Origin of the sequence: Amycolatopsis rubida (assembly GCF_900115345.1) — a bacterium.
Lineage (GTDB): Bacteria > Actinomycetota > Actinomycetes > Mycobacteriales > Pseudonocardiaceae > Amycolatopsis > Amycolatopsis rubida.
In genome coordinates, this window is sequence record NZ_FOWC01000025.1 from 1 (window position 1) to 16809 (window position 16809).

14 protein-coding genes are annotated in these 16809 nt (G+C 69.1%); 10 read left to right on the forward strand and 4 right to left on the reverse strand.

From position 1 onward, the window contains the following. Nucleotides 1-892 precede the first annotated feature (892 nt). From BM362_RS43870 to BM362_RS43915, 10 genes are all read left to right on the forward strand, one after another. Entirely contained in the window at nucleotides 893-1417 is a 525-nt protein-coding gene (locus BM362_RS43870) for a (2Fe-2S)-binding protein (RefSeq protein WP_067589314.1), read from the forward strand. Further along, on the forward strand, nucleotides 1417-3855 hold the full coding sequence (locus BM362_RS43875; RefSeq protein ID WP_093577179.1) for a xanthine dehydrogenase family protein molybdopterin-binding subunit: 2439 nt from the start codon (nucleotides 1417-1419) through the stop codon (nucleotides 3853-3855). Before BM362_RS43870 ends, BM362_RS43875 begins: the two co-directional genes overlap by 1 nt. Then, nucleotides 3852-4706, forward strand: a complete 855-nt coding sequence (locus tag BM362_RS43880; RefSeq protein ID WP_067589312.1) for an FAD binding domain-containing protein — start codon at nucleotides 3852-3854, stop codon at nucleotides 4704-4706. Before BM362_RS43875 ends, BM362_RS43880 begins: the two co-directional genes overlap by 4 nt. A gap of 134 nt (nucleotides 4707-4840) precedes the next feature. Continuing rightward, nucleotides 4841-5584, forward strand: a complete 744-nt coding sequence (locus BM362_RS43885; protein ID WP_067589309.1) for an SRPBCC family protein — start codon at nucleotides 4841-4843, stop codon at nucleotides 5582-5584. Nucleotides 5585-5804: 220 nt separating this feature from the next. Further along, nucleotides 5805-7019 (forward strand): GGDEF domain-containing protein, encoded by a 1215-nt coding sequence (locus BM362_RS43890; RefSeq protein ID WP_093577216.1) that lies wholly within the window; start codon nucleotides 5805-5807, stop codon nucleotides 7017-7019. A 38-nt stretch (nucleotides 7020-7057) separates the two neighbouring features. Beyond that, nucleotides 7058-8113, forward strand: coding sequence for an NAD(P)-binding domain-containing protein (locus BM362_RS43895; protein WP_093577180.1), 1056 nt, complete (start codon nucleotides 7058-7060; stop codon nucleotides 8111-8113). Nucleotides 8114-8358: 245 nt separating this feature from the next. After that, a complete protein-coding gene (locus BM362_RS43900) occupies nucleotides 8359-10002 on the forward strand; it encodes a discoidin domain-containing protein (RefSeq protein ID WP_093577181.1) in 1644 nt (547 codons plus the stop codon). 9 nt (nucleotides 10003-10011) lie between these two features. Continuing rightward, the gene (locus BM362_RS43905) at nucleotides 10012-11247 is read left to right on the forward strand and encodes an MFS transporter (RefSeq protein ID WP_067589305.1); all 1236 of its coding nucleotides are present in this window, start codon (nucleotides 10012-10014) and stop codon (nucleotides 11245-11247) included. Continuing rightward, entirely contained in the window at nucleotides 11244-12188 is a 945-nt protein-coding gene (locus BM362_RS43910; RefSeq protein ID WP_067589303.1) for a TolB-like translocation protein, read from the forward strand. The genes BM362_RS43905 and BM362_RS43910 overlap by 4 nt, the downstream gene beginning before the upstream one ends. Nucleotides 12189-12255: 67 nt before the next feature. Beyond that, on the forward strand, nucleotides 12256-13071 hold the full coding sequence (locus tag BM362_RS43915) for an alpha/beta fold hydrolase (protein WP_093577182.1): 816 nt from the start codon (nucleotides 12256-12258) through the stop codon (nucleotides 13069-13071). Between the two features lies 1 nt (nucleotide 13072). Here the strand turns inward: BM362_RS43915 and BM362_RS43920 are convergent, their stop codons facing one another. The 4 genes from BM362_RS43920 to BM362_RS43935 are packed head-to-tail and all read right to left on the reverse strand — an operon-like array spanning nucleotide 13073 to nucleotide 16774. Then, nucleotides 13073-13849, reverse strand: a complete 777-nt coding sequence (locus BM362_RS43920) for an ATP-binding cassette domain-containing protein (protein WP_093577183.1) — start codon at nucleotides 13847-13849, stop codon at nucleotides 13073-13075. Continuing rightward, the gene (locus BM362_RS43925) at nucleotides 13846-14874 is read right to left on the reverse strand and encodes an ABC transporter permease (RefSeq protein WP_093577184.1); all 1029 of its coding nucleotides are present in this window, start codon (nucleotides 14872-14874) and stop codon (nucleotides 13846-13848) included. The genes BM362_RS43920 and BM362_RS43925 overlap by 4 nt, the downstream gene beginning before the upstream one ends. Next, nucleotides 14871-15872: a sugar ABC transporter substrate-binding protein gene (locus BM362_RS43930; RefSeq protein ID WP_093577185.1), complete on the reverse strand. Its 1002-nt coding sequence runs from the start codon at nucleotides 15870-15872 to the stop codon at nucleotides 14871-14873. Before BM362_RS43930 ends, BM362_RS43925 begins: the two co-directional genes overlap by 4 nt. Before the next feature lie 29 nt (nucleotides 15873-15901). Further along, nucleotides 15902-16774 carry a sugar phosphate isomerase/epimerase family protein gene (locus BM362_RS43935; RefSeq protein WP_067589293.1) on the reverse strand — a complete coding sequence of 291 codons (873 nt, stop codon included), beginning with the start codon at nucleotides 16772-16774 and terminating at the stop codon, nucleotides 15902-15904. Nucleotides 16775-16809: the final 35 nt, after the last annotated feature.

Here is a 16809-nt window from a genome sequence, read left to right on the forward strand (position 1 = left end):
TGCTGCCTGGCTGGTGCGGGCGAGGGTTCGGGTGCTGCCTGGCTGGTGCGGGCGAGGGTTCGGGTGCTGCCTGGCTGGTGCGGGCAAGAGTTCGGGTGCTGCCTGGCTTGGGCGGGGTAGTCGAGTCTCGCGCGGACTGGCTTCCGGCGGTTGGCGGGCTGGACAGGTGCGGAGCCGGGGATCCGGGTGCTGCCTGGCTTCGGCGGCGTTGGCCGGGGCAGCCGAGTCTTGCGCGCGGGCTCGCTCCGGCGGCCGGCGGCACTCGGCGGGCTGGACGGGTGCGGAGCTGGGCTGGGAATCCGAGTGCTGTTCGGTCCGGAGTCCGGGACCTGCCGGTGCTTCGCGCGACCTGCGCGGCAGGTGCCGTTCGGCTTGAGACCCGGTGTCCGGTGACGCTGGCATCTGGGCGACGTGCGAGGTGTTGCCGGGTCCGGAGTCCGGTGCCTGGCGGCTCCGGGTGCTGGGAGGTCGTGCTCCGGGCAGCGGGTGCCACCGGGGACACAAGCTGGCCGGAAGCGCGGCACCGCGCCGAACCGTTCAGGGCGAGACCCAGACAGCTGTGCCGCGACGACCCTCCCAAGCAGTGCGATCCGCCGCGAAAACGCCGTCCAGCAAAGAAACCCGGTGAACCCCCGACTCGAAACCGCGTCCCCTCGGGAAGATCCGCCCACCGAAAAATCACCCGTCCGGTTTCACGCATCTGCGCCTCGAAAAGAACAGCAAAACCGCATCTGCGGAACCGCCACAGCGACGTGCGACATCAGGACTTGTCCGCGCGCGAAAGGCGTAGCACGCTCGGCTGTGAGGCCGATCACGATCGCGCCTTGGCCGTTCCCGAACCGGCCCGCTGCCTCCGCCGGGGCTGGCGGGCATTTGCACTTGGAGGCCTTTGATGCGCATCACCGTCACTGTCGACGGCACGAAATACACCGATGACGTCGAGCCGCGCACCCTGCTCGTCCACTACTTACGGGAACGCGTCGGGAAGGTGGGCACCGTCGTCGGGTGCGACACCAGCAACTGCGGCGCGTGCACCGTCCATCTCGACGGGCACAGCGTGAAATCCTGTTCCGTTCTCGCTGTGCAGGCCGACGGATGCGAGGTCACCACTGTCGAGGGGTTGGCCCGCGACGGCCAGTTGCACCCGGTCCAGCAGGCTTTCCACGACAATCACGCGCTGCAGTGCGGTTTCTGCACGCCGGGCATGATCATGCAGTCCATCGACCTGCTGGCGGACAACCCGGACCCGGACGAGCAGGCTGTCCGCGAGGGGCTCGAAGGCAATCTTTGCCGCTGCACTGGCTACCAGAACATCGTGAAGGCGGTTCGCGACGCCGCGAAGCACATGAGTCCTGGTGCGGGGCCGGAAGCCGAGAAGATCGAGCAAGCCGATCACGTCGGCGTGGGCGGTGAATGATGACTGCCACGATCGAGCCTGAAGTAGGAAAGTCCCGGCGCCGCAAGGAAGACGAGCGGCTGATCACCGGGCGTACCAGGTGGACGGACAACATCGCGTTGCCGGGGATGCTGCATCTCGCGGTGCTGCGGAGTCCGTTGGCGCACGCGAAGATCGTTTCGATCGACACGTCCGCGGCGAAGGAGGCCGCGGGGGTCGTCGCCGTTTACACCGCGGCCGACCTCGATCCCGAGGGCGCGATCGGCATGCCGTGCGCGTGGCCGATCACGCCGGACATGGCTGCGCCGCGACGTCCGGTGCTGGCGTCGGATCGGGTGAATTTCGCCGGCGAGGGCGTGGCGGTGGTGGTCGCGCGGTCGGCCAGTGAAGCGCATGACGCGCTCGAGACGATCGAGGTCGAGTACGAAGACCTGCCGCCGGTGCTCGACCTGGAAGCGGCGCTCGCCGAAGACGCGCCGCTCGTGCACGAGGAATTGGGCAGCAACAAGAACGCCCTCTGGGTGTTCGATTCGGCCGAGGCCGGAACCGGCGGCAACGTCGAGGAAGCACTGTCCTCTTCGGAGATCGTGCTGAAACGGCGGTTCCGCCAGCAGCGGCTGGTGCCCGCGTTCATGGAACCGCGCGCGTGTGTGGTCGACCCGACCGGCGCGCAGCTGACCATGTGGTCGGCCACCCAGGTGCCGCACATCCTGCGCGTGATGTCCGCGCTGACGCTCGGCATCCCCGAGCACAAGCTGCGCGTGATCGCGCCGGACGTCGGCGGCGGGTTCGGCGGCAAGATCGGCGTGCTGCCCGAGGAAATGATGGCCGTGCTGGTCGCGAACAAGCTCGGCAAACCGGTGAAGTGGAACGAATCCCGGTCCGAGACGATGCTCGCCGCGCACCACGGCCGCGACCAGATCCAGGACATCACGATCTCGGCGAAGGCCGACGGCACGGTCACCGGGCTCAAGGTCGAACTGCTCGCCAACCTCGGCGCGTACAACGGCCTCGTCGGGCCGGGCGTGCCGATCCTCGGCGCGTTCATGTTCAACGCGATCTACAAGATCCCGGCCTACCACTTCGCCTGCACCAACGTGTTCACCACGACCACGCTCACCGACGCCTACCGCGGCGCCGGCCGTCCGGAAGCGACGTTCGCGATCGAGCGGATCATGGACGAGCTGGCCGACGAGCTGGGCATGGACCCGGTGGAGCTGCGCGAAAAGAACTGGATCAGGCACGAGGAATTCCCGTTCACCACGGTCTGCGGGCTCACCTACGACTCCGGCAACTACGAAGCCGCGACCGAGAAGGCGAAGGAACTCTTCGGCTACGACGCGCTGCGCCGCGAGCAGCAGCAGCGCCGCGAGGCAAACGATCCGGTGCAACTCGGCATCGGGATTTCGACGTTCACCGAGATGTGCGGGCTCGCGCCGTCGCGGGTGCTGGGTTCGCTCGATTACGGCGCCGGCGGCTGGGAATACGCGTCGCTGCGGATGTTGCCGACCGGCAAGGTCGAGGTGACCACGGGTGCGTCGGCGCACGGCCAGGGGCACGAGACGGCGTGGAGCCAGATCGTGGCCGACCAGCTGGGAGTGTCCTTCGAGGACGTCGAGGTGCTGCACGGCGACACGCAGTCCTCGCACAAGGGTCTCGACACTTACGGTTCGCGTTCGCTGGTCGTCGGCGGCATCGCGATCGTCAAGGCGGCGGAGAAGGTGGTCGCGAAGGCGAAGCCGATCGCCGCGCATCTGCTGGAGTGTTCGGAGGACGACCTGGAGTTCTCCGGCGGCAAGTTCACCGTGAAGGGCACGGATTCGTCGACGACGATCCAGGACATCGCGCTCGCCGTGTTCGCCGCGCACAACCTGCCGGACGGCGTCGAACCGTCGCTCGATTCCGACGCCGCCTTCGACCCGGAGAACTTCTCCTTCCCGCACGGCACCCACCTGTGCGCGGCCGAAGTGGACACTGAAACGGGCCAGGTGAAACTGCGCTCGTACGTCTGCGTGGACGACGTCGGCAAGGTGGTCAACCCGCTGATCGTGGAGGGCCAGGTGCACGGCGGGCTCGCCCAAGGCATCGCGCAGGCGTTGTTCGAGGAAGCCGTGCACGACGAGAGCGGCACACTCACCACCGGCACGTTCGCCGACTATCTGCTGCCCTCGGCGGCTGATCTGCCGTCGTTCACCACGGCCCGTACGGAAACGCCGTCGACCACGAACCCGTTGGGAGCCAAGGGAGTCGGCGAAGCGGGCACGATCGCTTCGACGCCTGCCGTGGTCAACGCGGTGGTCGACGCGGTGCGCCAGTTCGGGGTGAACGACATCGAAATGCCGCTCACGCCGATGCGCGTGTGGAACGCGGTGCGGGGCGGTGCCGTGAATGCCGGCGGACCCGGCGGCGAGGCCGGCGGCGGTCTCGGTTCGATCGACGCTTCCGGAGGTGCCCAGTGATCCCGGCTCCGTTCGACTACGTCGCTCCGTCCACGGTGGACGAAGCCGTGCAGGCGCTCGCCGCGGCGGGCGAGGACGCCAAGGTGCTGGCGGGCGGGCAGAGCCTGCTGCCGGTGCTGCGGATGCGCCTCGCCGCGCCGACCACGCTGGTCGACCTCGGGAAAATCGCCGAAATGCGCGGAGTGCGCGAGGACGGCGACGCGCTCGTGGTCGGTGCGATGACGACGCATTACGAGGTCCAGCGCGACCCGTTGATCGCCGAGCACGCCGCACTGGTGAAGGAGGCGACCGACACGGTGGCGGACCCGCAGGTGCGGCACCGCGGCACGTTCGGCGGCGCGATCGCGCACGCGGATCCGGCCGGTGACCTGCTGGCTCCGGTGCTCGCGCTCGACGGCGAGCTGGTGCTGGCCGGACCGAACGGGCGGCGCACGGTGTCCGCGGCGGAGTTCTTCCAGGACTACTTCACCACCGCGCTCGCCCCGGACGAACTGCTCGTCGAGGTGCGGCTGCCCCAGCACACCGGCTGGCGGGCGCACTACGAGAAATTCAACCGGGTCGCCCAAGCCTGGTCGATGTGCGCGGTGGCGGCCACCGTGCGCACCGAGGGCGGTGTGATCGAGGAAGCCCGGGTGGCGCTCACGAACATGGGCGCGACACCCGTCCGGGCGACCGGCGTGGAGCAGGCGTTGCTCGGCGCGCAGGCCAACGCGGAGACCATCCGGGCGGCCGCCGCGCACGCGGCCGAGGGCACCAGCCCGGTCGCGGACGGGAATTCCGACGTCGAATACCGCCAGCATCTCGCGCGGGTGCTGACCGGGCGTGCCGTCGCGGCGGCGGTGGGCGCCTGAGCCGACCGGCGGTGAAGGACTCCTTGGGGGAATCAGATTCCCCCAAGGAGTCCTTCACCGCAACGCTCCCCGGGAGACGGCCGTAAGGTGGACGGCAACGGCTCGAAGCAGTGTGCAGGAGAGGAGGTCGGCCCGTGCGGCTCGACCACGAATTCACCGTCCCCGCCCCGATCGGGGAGGTCTGGCAGGCCGTCATCGACCCGGAGCGGGTCGCCCCGTGCATGCCGGGTGCCTCGCTCACCAAGGTGGAGGGGGACGCCTTCGCGGGCACGGTGAAGGTCAAGCTGGGGCCGATTTCGCTGCTGTACAAGGGAACTGGCGAGTTTCTGGAGAAGGACGAGGCGGCGCGCAAGGTCGTCATCAAGGCGTCCGGCAAGGACTCGCGCGGCGGCGGCACGGCGGCCGCGACGGTCACCCTCACGCTCACCGAGCGCGACGGCGGCACGCACGGCGCGGTGGCCACCGACCTGGCGATCACCGGGCGTCCGGCGCAGTTCGGACGCGGCCTGATCTCCGAGGTGGGCGGCAAGATCCTCGACACCTTCGCGGGGAACCTCGCGGCGTCGCTGGAGGCCCCCGTCACAGAGGTTCCGGCGGCGAAGACGGAAGAGAAGGTCGCTGAGGCGCCCGCGGCCAAGGGGAAGCACGCCGCCGCGGACAAAACGGTCGCTGCCGAAAAGCCCGCGGCCGAGGCGGTCGCCGACGAGAAGCCGCACCTGCGGAGCGTTCCGGCGGGCGGTTCGACCGGCGAGACCGAGGCGATCGACCTGCTCGACTACGCGGGTCAGTCCGTCGCGAAGCGGCTGGCTCCGGTGGCCGCGGGCGCGGTCGTGCTGCTGATCGTGCTGGCCGTCGTGCGGAAGCTGCGCCGTCGCTGACCGGTGCCGGGATTGCCCGCATGCGCTACCCAGAGCGTGCCCAGTGGGCAGATCGCAGGTGAGTTTTCGCTCGGTCCGGCTAGCCGCGGAGCGGACCCGCTACCCTGGGCAACTTCCGTAGGCCGAATACCGCGTGGGGGCGCCCGTGACGCAGGCACCTGTCCCCATCGGGGTGCGCGGCGCGGTGACGGCCTGGCGCGGCTGGCCGCCGCGCTGGGCGATGTGGGCGGTCGCGCGGCGGCGGTGGATCGGCTACGCGATGGCGTGCGAGGCCGTCGCCGGGGCGCTGATGGTGACGGGTCTGGCGACCGGGTTCGGCGGGCCGGTGCAGTTCAGTTCGTTCGGCGTGCTCGTCGGGCTCGGCATCGCGCAGGCCGAAATGTCGCGCCGGATCGAGCGGCTGCGGCGGTGGATGAGCGGCCAGACGCACATCAACGTCACGTCCGTCTGGTACCTCGCCGGTGCCTTCCTGCTTCCGCCGGCGTGGGTCGCGCTGCTGGCATTGGTGTTGTATCTGCATTTGTGGCTGCGAGTGTGGCGACACGTGCGTACGCGGCCCGCGCACCGCTTCGCGGCGAGTACCGCGTGGGCGATGCTGTCGTGCTTCGCGGCGTCTGCGGTGTTGACCATCGGCGGTCTGGATCAAGCGCGGCTCGACACTGCGTACGGCGTCCTCGCGCTCGTACTGGCGGCAGCCGTCTTTGAGCTGGTGAACGTCGTGCTCGTAGCGGCGGGCATCTACCTGTACACGAACAGCCGCTCGCCCGCGGACCTCATCGGCACCTGGGAGGACAACGCCTTCGAGCTGGCGACGTTGTGTCTCGGCGGGCTAGCTGCGCTGGCGTTCGTCCATCAGCCGGTGCTGGTGGTGTTCGTGCTGCCGCCGTTGCTGTTGCTGCACCGCTATCTCCTGCTGAAGCAGCAGTTGCAGGTGGCGGTCGTGACCGATGAAAAGACCGGGCTGCTCAACACCGCGGGCTGGCACGAGCTGGCGACCCGCGAATTCACCCGGGCCCGGCGGCGCGGGACCGGCAGCGGGTTCGCCGTGCTGATGATCGATCTCGACCACTTCAAGCGCATCAACGACACGTACGGGCATCTCACCGGCGACGAGGTGCTGGCGGCGGTGGCGGTGGCGATCGAGGCTTCGGTGCGGCAAAGCGACACCGTCGGCCGGTTCGGCGGTGAGGAATTCGTGGTCCTGCTGCCCGCGACCGGCGACACGGACGTGCTCGGGATCGCCGAACGGGTGCGGGTCGCGGTGGGGGAGCTGACCGTCGCGGTGGGAGGTCCGCTGCGGATCAGCGGACTGTCGGTGTCCGTCGGGGTCGCGTGCTATCCGCAGGCGGGCAACACGCTCGACGAGGTGCTGCGGTCAGCCGACGCCGCGCTGTACCGGGCGAAAGACGGCGGGCGGAACCGGGTGGCGGTCTGAGCCGGAAATACCAGGCGCGGGCAATTGTTGAACGTTGTATGAGCACTGCGGATCACGAGACCGACGTCGTGGTGATCGGGGCCGGGCAGGCCGGACTGTCGGCGGCGTATCACCTGCGCCGGGCCGGGTTCGCCAACGAACGCGGGTTCGTCGTGCTCGACCACGGCAAACGCGCGGGCGGGGCGTGGCAGTACCGGTGGCCGTCGCTGGTGGTCGGCAAGGTGCACGGGATCCACGACCTGCCGGGGATGGCGTTCGGGACCCCGGATCCGGCGCGTCCGGCGAGCGAGGCCGTGTCGGAGTACTTCGGGCGCTTCGAGAAGACGTATGACCTGCCGGTGCACCGTCCGGTCGACGTGACCGCGGTGCGGCGCGCGGGGGAGCGGCTGGTGGTCGAATCGCCCGCGGAGACGTGGGCGGCGCGCGCGGTGATCAGCGCGACCGGGACGTGGGATCGGCCGTTCTGGCCGCGTTACCCCGGCAGCTTCGCCGGACGGCAGCTGCACACGGCGGATTACCGCGGTGCCGAGGAATTTCGCGGCCGGCGCGTGGTTGTCGTCGGCGGCGGGACGTCGGCGGTGCAATCGCTGATGGAGATCGGTCCGGTCGCCCGTTCGACGGTGTGGGTGACGCGGCGTCCGCCGGTGTGGCGGGAGGAAGAGTTCAGCGAGGACTGGGGACGCATGGCGGTCGCGAAGGTCGACGAGCGGGTGCGGGCCGGGCTGCCGCCGGAGAGTGTCGTGAGCGTGACGGACCTGCCGGTGACGCCGCAGGTGCTCGCGGGCCGGGAGGCGGGATATCTCGACCGGCGGCCGATGTTCTCGCGCTTGGTCGCCGACGGGGTCGTCTGGGAGGACGGCGGCTTCGAGCCCGCGGACATGATCCTGTGGGCGACCGGGTTCCGCGCCTCGGTCGATCACCTGGCACCGCTGCGTCTGCGGACGCCCGGCGGCGGGATCCGGATGGACGGGACTCGCGTGGTCGCGCAGCCGCGGCTGCATCTGGTCGGGTACGGGCCTTCGGCCAGTACGGTGGGGGCGAACCGGGCCGGGCGCGCCGCGGTGCGGGAAGTGCGGCGGCTGCTGGAGCGCTGAAGGTCCGTGAGGGCCACCTTCACGGAATCTGATCCCCTCACGGACCTTCCGGAGGGCGAAGCGGGCGTTCCGGTGACCGGGGCGGCGAGCCGAGGGCTAGATCGTTTCACGGGCGTTCCGGGCTTGCCGGGAGAAACCGGGCCCGCTACTCTGCCGTTTTAGTTAGGAAACTTTCTTAACGCAACGAGACGCCGCAGAACCGTAACGCCGCCGCCCTGTTCCCGTCCGGCCCGAAGGAGTGCGACGTGTCCTCGTCCCGTGTCCGAAGTCTCGCCCGGTTCGCCTTGCCCGCGGCCGCGGTGGTGCTGCTGCCCGCCGCGGTCTCGCCCGCGCGCGACGCCAGTGCCGCTGCCGCCGATGTGCTGCTGTCCCAAGGGAAACCCGTCAGCACGTCCACGCTGGAGACGTCCGCGTTGAGCGGCGAGAACGCCGTCGACGGAAATCTCAAGACCCGCTGGGCCAGTGCGGTCAGCGCCGACGCGCAGTGGCTGCGCGTCGATCTCGGGCAGGCCGCCACGATCCACCGGGTGAAGCTCGACTGGGAAGCGGCCTACGCCAAGAAGTACCGCATCGAGATCTCCGACGACGGCGAGAACTTCAAGCCGATCGCCACGATCACCAACGGCGACGGCGGCACCGACGATCTCACCGGGTTGTCCGGGCACGGCCGGTTCCTGCGCTTCGTCGGCACCCAGCGCGCCACGAAGTACGGCTACTCGCTGTGGGAGCTTCAGGCGTACGGCACGCCGGACTCGTCCGGCGACACCCAGCCGCCCACCGCTCCGTCGAATCTCGCCGCGGCCGAGATCGGCTCGAACAGCGTCGGGCTGACCTGGGCTGCCGCGACGGACAACGTCGGCGTCAGCGGGTATGAGGTGCTGCGGGACGGCAAGTCCGTCGCCACCAGCACGAGCACGTCCTACACTGACAACGGCCTTTCGCCGGACACCGGCTACACCTACACCGTCCGCGCGAAGGACGCCGCCGGCAACGCTTCGCCGGCCAGCGGCGCGGTCAAGGTGCACACGAAGCCGGGGACCGCGGGCAACACCTTCGTCCTCGCCGCGGCGGGCGACATCGCCGAGCAGTGCACGGCGAGCAGCTCCAGCTGCATCCACCCGAAGACCGCGAAGCTCGTCCAGCAGATGAACCCCGCCGCGGTGATCACCATGGGCGACAACCAGTACGACTCCGACGACGTCGGCCTGACCCTGCAGAACTTCAAGGACTACTACGACAAGACCTGGGGCAAGTTCAAAAGCATCACGCACCCGGTCCCCGGCAACCACGAGACCTACGACGACGACACGCCGTTCAAGGCCTACGAGCAGTACTTCGGCAAGATTGCCACGCCGAACGGAAAGCGGTACTACAGCTGGGAAATGGGCAACTGGCACTTCATCGCGCTCGACTCCAACGGCTTCGTCGACGACAAGGACGGCGGCGAGCTCAAGGACACCGAGCAGATGAACTGGATCAAGCAGGACCTGGCGAAGAACACCAAGGGCTGCGTCGCGGCGTACTACCACCATCCGCGGTGGAGCTCCGGCGACCACGGCGACGAGCGCGGGTCGAAGCAGCTGTGGGACCTGTTCGCGCAGAACAAGGTCGACCTGATCCTCAACGGCCACGACCACCACTACGAGCGCTTTTTCCCGCAGAACGCGAGCGGCAAATCGGATCCGGCCGGCCCGGTCGAGATCATCGGCGGCATGGGCGGGGCGAACCCGTACCCGATCCACACCCCGCACGCGACCACGGCGAAGCTGCTCAAGGACACCTTCGGCGTGCTGAAGCTGACGATGACCGACACCACGTTCTCCGAGCAGCTGATCGGTCTCGACGGCAAGGTCCAGGACAGCAGCCCGACCTACACCTGCCACAACTAGGGGCCGGGCATGTACATCGCGGCAAGCCGCAGTTCGGACGTCGCGGCGGGCACCGAGCGGAAGGCCGGCCTGCGCCGGGTGTCGGCGAACGTCGTCGCACTCGGCGCGGTCAGCCTGGTCACCGACATCTCCTCGGAGATGGTGACCGCGGTGCTCCCGCTGTATCTGGTGCTCGGCCTCGGGCTGAATCCGCTGCAGTTCGGCCTGCTCGACGGGCTCTACGCGGGGGCCACCGCCGTGGTCCGCGTGCTCGGCGGGCATCTGGCGGACCGGTGGCGGAGGCTCAAGGCCGTCGCCGGGTTCGGCTACGGCCTGTCCGCGGTGTGCAAGCTCGGCCTGGTCGCGGCCGGTTCGTCGGTCGCGGCGATCGGAGTGGTGCTCGCCGCCGACCGCACCGGCAAGGGGCTGCGCACCGCCCCGCGCGACGCGTTGATCTCGCTCAGCAGCGAGCCCCACACGCTCGGCCGGTCGTTCGGCGTGCATCGCGCGATGGACACCGTCGGCGCTTTCCTCGGCCCGCTCGTCGCGATGGCCGTGCTCGCGCTGAGCCTCGGCAGCTACACCTCGGTGTTCTTCACCAGCTTCTGCGTCGCGGCGATCGCGGTAATGCTCCTGGTGCTGTTCGTCGGTGACCACAAGCAGGAAATCGCCGACCGGGCCGCGGTGTCCGTGCGGGCGGCGTTCGGGCTGTTGCGCGAGCGGGGTTTCCGCCGCGTGGCGGTGTGGGCGGCGCTGCTCGGGTTCGTGACGCTCGGCGATTCCTTTGTGTACCTGGTGCTTCAGCGGCGGTGGGACGTCGCGGCGACCTTCTTCCCGCTGTTGCCGCTGGGCACCGCCGGGGTGTACCTGGTGCTGGCGGTTCCGCTGGGCAAGCTGGCCGACCGAATCGGTCGCTGGCCGGTGTTTCTCGGCGGGCACGTCGCGCTCGTGGCCGCGCTGGTCGCGTTGTGCGGGCCGGTGTCCGGATTCTGGCTCGCGGCTCTCGCGTTGGGGCTGCACGGCGTGTTCTACGCGGCTACCGACGGGGTTTTGATGGCCGCGGCCGGACCGTTGGTGCCCGCTGATCTCCGGGCGACCGGCCTCGCGGTGGTCCAAACTGGACAGGCTGCCGCCCGGATGCTTTCGTCTGTCCTCTTCGGACTTGCCTGGACGTTGTGGGATCTGCGGCCCGCAGTCCTCGTGGCGGCCGGAGCGCTCGCTGTCGTGGCGCTCGGCGCCGCTTTCGCAAGGCCGGTGCGCCCATGAAAAAGGTCCTTCTCGCTGTTGCCGGAACTGTGGTGCTCGCGGCCGCGGCGGTGGTCTACACGGTTGCCGCGCGGCCCAGTCCGGCTGAGCCCGCGAAGGTGGAGCACCTTTCGCTCGCGCCGGGGCAGCTGTTCTTTCGCAGCACGAAGACGGGCAACGTCGGCGTCGTTCCGCTCGCGAATCCTGGTGCCGCACCGAAGTTCAGCGATCTGAAGTGCGACCGGTTCGCCGTATCCGCGTCGACGGGGATGTGCCTCGCGGTGCGGCCCGGCACGCTGCCCGCGGTCAGCGATTTCAGCATCCTCGACCGCGATTTCGCCACCACGCACAAGGACTACCTGCCGGGGACGCCGAGCCGGGCGCGCGTTTCGCCGGACGGCAAGCGGGTGTACTGGACGGTGTTCGTCACCGGTGATTCCTATGCCGCTACCGGGTTTTCGACCCGCGCCGGGATTTACCAGCTGGACAACGGCGAGCTGGAGAAAACGATCGAAGAGATGCCGGTCCTGGTCGAGGGAAAACGGTACTTCTCCGCCGACGTCAACTACTGGGGCATCACGTTCAGCAAGGACGGCAAGCGGTTCTACTCGACGCTGGGCACCAAGGGCAAGACATACCTGATCGAAGGCGATTACGACACCTACCGCGGCAAAGCGCTGCGGGAAAACGTGGAATGCCCGTCGCTGTCGCCGGACGAAACGCGGATCGCGTTCAAGAAGAAGGTCGGCGAGGGCGTCTGGCGGCTGTCCGTGCTCGACCTCAAGACGATGCGGGAGACCGCGCTCGCCGAGCCCCGCAGCGTCGACGACCAGGCGCTCTGGCAGGACGACCACACGATTCTCTACGGCCTGGAGAACGCCGTGTGGTCGGTGCCCGCGGACGGGTCCGGGGCTCCGCGCAAGCTGGTCTCCGACGCCGCGTCGCCCGCCGTCACCAGCTGATTCGACATCTCTTTACTTCGTATAGTACCCTCGTGCCCGGCGATACTTTACGACGTAAAGAGATGAGATGGCTGAAGCGACTCTGCACGACGGAACGCGGATCGAAGCGCAGGTGCGCGGGGACGGGCCGGTGCTGCTGCTCCCGGTCGACCCCCGGCCTGCCGAAGGGCCGGAGGCCGAGGCGGCCCGGCAATGGGGCGCCGATCCGGAGCTGGGCCGTTCGCTGATCGAAGGATTCGCCGGGTTCCGGGTGGTGGCCTTCGACTACCAGGGGCACCGGATGGCGCATCCCGCCGAGCTGACGCCGGACGTCGTCGCGGCGGATTTCCTGGCCGTCGCGGACGCGGTCGGGGCGGAACGGTTCTCGTACTACGGGTACTCGTGGCTGGCGCTTTCCGGGTTGCAGCTGGCGTTGCGCACGGATCGGCTGGACGCGTTGGTGATGGGCGGCTATCCGCCGGTGGACGGCCCGTATGCGGCAATGCACGCGGTAACCCGGGCGACGCACGAGATGGCGCTGGCCGGGCCCACTGCTGAAGGCAAAGGCGAACCGGGGGATTGGGATTCGGTGGACGTCACGTTGTCCACCGGGCAGACGAAGCAGTTCGTGACGTTGTACGAGGCGTTGCAGGATTTCGACGATCGGGCGGTCGAGCTGTCGTGCCCGCGGTTGTGCTTCGCGGGTTCGGAGGATCGGATCGTGTACAGCGAGCGGTGGGGCGGGGTGACCGTCGACATCGCTGGGCCGCTGGTCCGCGAGCGCGCCGAACTGGAGGCGCGCGGGTGGACCGTCGAGGTGCTGGACGGGCTGGACCACATGAGCGCGATGCAGGCGGCCGCTGTGGTTCCGGTGGTGCGGCCTTGGCTGGAAAAAGTCTTGTGAGCTATTCGGCTTGCCGCAGCTCGTGTTCCAGCGCCTCCAGTTCCGCGCCCCCCGCCATCTGCCGGGTCAGCTCGGGCAGCTCGATCTCCGGCTTCTCGTAGGACCCGAGCGCCGTGCCGCGTTTGAGCAGCAGGAAGCGGTCGGCCACCGGGTACGCGTGGTGCGGGTTGTGCGTGATGAGGACGACGCCCAGGCCCCGGTCGCGGGCCTGGGCCACGTACTTCAGCACCACTCCGGCCTGCTTCACGCCCAGCGCGGCCGTCGGTTCGTCCAGGATCAGCACCTTCGCGCCGAAGTGGATGGCGCGGGCGATCGCGACGCACTGTCGTTCGCCGCCGGACAGCGTGCCGACCGGCTGCTCGACGTCGCGCAGGTCGATGCCGAGATCGGCGAGGGCTTTCTTGGTCAGCTCCCGGCCCGTGCGCCGGTCCAGCGCGCGGAACGGGCCGAACCCGACGGTCGGCTCGGAGCCGAGGAAGAAATTGCGCCAGACGCTCATCAGCGGCACCACCGCGAGGTCCTGGTACACCGTGGCGATTCCGCGGTCCAGCGCTTCCCGCGGCGAAGCGAACCGCACCGGCGAGCCTTCGACGAGGAACTCGCCTTCGTCGTGCTGGTGCACCCCGGCGAGGATCTTGATCAAAGTGGACTTTCCCGCGCCGTTGTCGCCCAGCACGCAGGTGACCTCGCCCGGATTGACCACAGTGGACACCTCGCGCAGCGCGACCACGGTGCCGTAACGCTTGCCGACGTCCTTGACTTCGAGGAGAGCGTTCATCGCCGGACCCTTTCCGCGCGCCGCCGAAGAGCGTTGTTGACCAGGACCGCCGCCAGCAGCATGATCCCGAGGAACAGCATGAACCAGTCGTTGTCCCAGCCGGCGAACACGATGCCCTGGCGCGCCATGCCGAAGATCAGCGCGCCGATCGCCGCGCCGACGGCCGAGCCGAACCCGCCGGTCAGCAGGCAGCCGCCGATCACCGCCGCGATGATGTACTGGAATTCCAGCCCGATGCCCTGATTCGCCTGGACGCTCGCGAACCGCAGGATGTTGATCGAGCCGACGAGCCAGCCGGCCAGTGCGGTGCCCATGAACAGCAGGATTTTCGTGCGCACCACCGGAACGCCGGCCGAGCGGGCGCTCGTGGCGGAACCGCCGACCGCGAAGATCCAGTTGCCGAAGCGCGTGCGGACCAGCAGCCACGCGGCCACCGCGATCGCGCCGAGCCACCAGACGATGGAGATCTGGAACGGGGTGCCGCCGACGTCCACTGTGGAGGCGAAGACGAAACCGGCGGAGGCGTAGCCGTCGGTCGAGCGCATGCCGGAGACCTGCACGGTGCCGGTCACCAGCCGGGTGACGCCGAGGTTCAAGCCTTGCAGGGCGAGGAAAGTGCCGAGGGTGACGATGAAGCTCGGCAGCCCGGTCTTCATCACGAGCCAGCCGTTGAACGCGCCGACCGTCAGCGCGAAGACCAGCGAGACGAGCAGCGCGAGCCACACGTTCCAGCCCGCTTGGGTGGCGAGGATCGCGGTGACCAGCGAGGTGGACGCGGTCAGCACGCCCGCCGACAGGTCGAACTCGCCGCCGACCATCAGCAGCGACACGGCCACCGCCATGATGCCCAGCGTCGCCGCGTCGTCCAGCCAGGTCGCGGCTCCGCTGGCGCTGAAGAACTTGTCGGACGCGAAGGTGAAGAACAGGAAGACCACGACCGCGCCGAGCAGTGCGCCGATCTCCGGGCGGATCACCAATCGGTCGGTCAGCCGCGGCTTCTCCAGCTGTTCGTCGAGGGTCGTCATCGGGTGCCCCTTCGCACGTACTGGCCGACCTTGTCCACTGTGGATCTGCCGACCAGGTCGGGTCCGGTGAGCACCGGTTTTCCGCCGCCGACGACGTTCGCGTTGTCCCGGTAGAGCTTCAGGAACTGCACCGGGAGATAGCCCTGTTCGTACTGCTGCTGGTCGACCGCGAAGAGCACCTCGCCCGCCTTGATCGCGGCCACCACGTCGGAGTTGAGGTCGAACGTGGCGACCTGCGCCTTCGAATTCACCGACTTGACCGCGCTCACCGCACGAGCCGCGACCTGCGAGTTCAGCGTGAGGACCGCGTCGATCGACGAATCGGCCTGGACCGCGCCGCGGATGCGGGACTCGGCGTCGGTCGGGTTGGAGATGTCCACTTGCAGCGTCTGCACGGTGCCGGCGAATCCGGTCTTCGCGCCGTCGCAACGCTGCGCCTGCCCGACGTTCCCGGCTTCGTGGATCACGCACAGGAGTTTGTGCTTGCCGAGTTCTTCGAACTTCTTCCCGGCCTCTTGCCCGGCGATCGACTCGTTCTGCCCGACGTGCGTGAGCGCGCCGTACGCCGCGCTCTTGTCCTCGCCGGAGTTGATGGTGATCACCGGGATCCCGGCACGTACCGCGGCCTCGATGGACGGACGCAGCGCCACGGGATTCGCCATCGACACCACGAGCCCGCCGGTTTGTTGCGCGACTGCGTTGTCGATCAGCTTCGCCTGCGCACCGGGGTCGCCGTCGGAGGTGTATTCGACCTGGACGCCAAGATCTTTGCCCGCTTGTTCGGCGCCGTTCTTCACCACGTTCCAGAACGCGTCGCCCGCGGTGCCGTGGGTGATCACCGAGACCTTCAGCGGTCCGGACGGCGTCGGCGCGGCGGCGGGCGCGGTCGTCTTCGGCTCGGCGGCCGGACCGGTGCACGCCGCCAGCAGCAAGCCCGCGGCCAGCAGGCTCGCCACCGCGCGGCCGGAGCGTCGTGCGCGCTCCCAGCGATGGGACATCGTTGTCTCTCCTCGCTTGTTTTCCGACGTCAGCCGGTGATGGTGCGCAGATACGAAAGACTCGTCGCGACGTCGCGGCCAGGGCGGTCCACCGGGCTGTCGTCGCTCAGCGCGGTGTCCTGCTCCAGGACGTACCAGCCGTCGTAGCCTGCTTCGGCGACGGAGCGGACCATGGCTTCGATGTCCACGTCGCCCTCGCCGAGCGGCACGTAGAGACCCTTGCCGACAGCTTCGGCGTACGGCAGTTCGCCTGCTCGGACGGCATTCGCCAGTTCGCCGCGGACGTCCTTGAGATGCAGATGCCCGATCCGCCGCGGATGCCGCCGGGCGAGCGCGACCGGGTCGGTGCCGCCGATCATCAGGTGGCCGGTGTCCAGGCAGAGCTGGAGATCCGAGCCGGCGAGGAGACGTTCGACCTCGGCCCGCGTTTCCACGTGCGTGCCGACGTGTGGGTGCAAGACGGTTCGGAGGCCGTGTTTTGCCGCTAGGTCGCGGATCTTGCCTGCTGTGCGGACCAAAGTGGACCATTCGGCGTCGGTGAGGATGGGCCGTTCGTCGTAACCGTCGAGGCCGGTCGCGGCCGCGAGGACGAGCATGCCGCCGCCGCAAGCCGCGAAGAGCGCGGCCGAGTCTTCCGCTTCGGCGATGGCCGCGTCCGGATTCTCGTGCAGCGGTACGGCCAGGAAGCCGCCGACGAGGTCGAGCCGGTGGCTTTCCAGCAGCTTCCTCAGCTCGGCCGGTTCGCGCGGCAGATAGCCGGGCGGGCCCAATTCTGTTGCGGTGACGCCCAACGCGGCCATCTCGCCGAGCACCGCCGGGGCTTCGAGCACCCGGCCCCAGCCGGGAACCTCGCAGACTCCCCACGAGATCGGGGCGGCGGCGACGCGGATCTTCGCGGTCATGGATCCCTCTCCGGTCGGGGGACGGGCCCTTGATT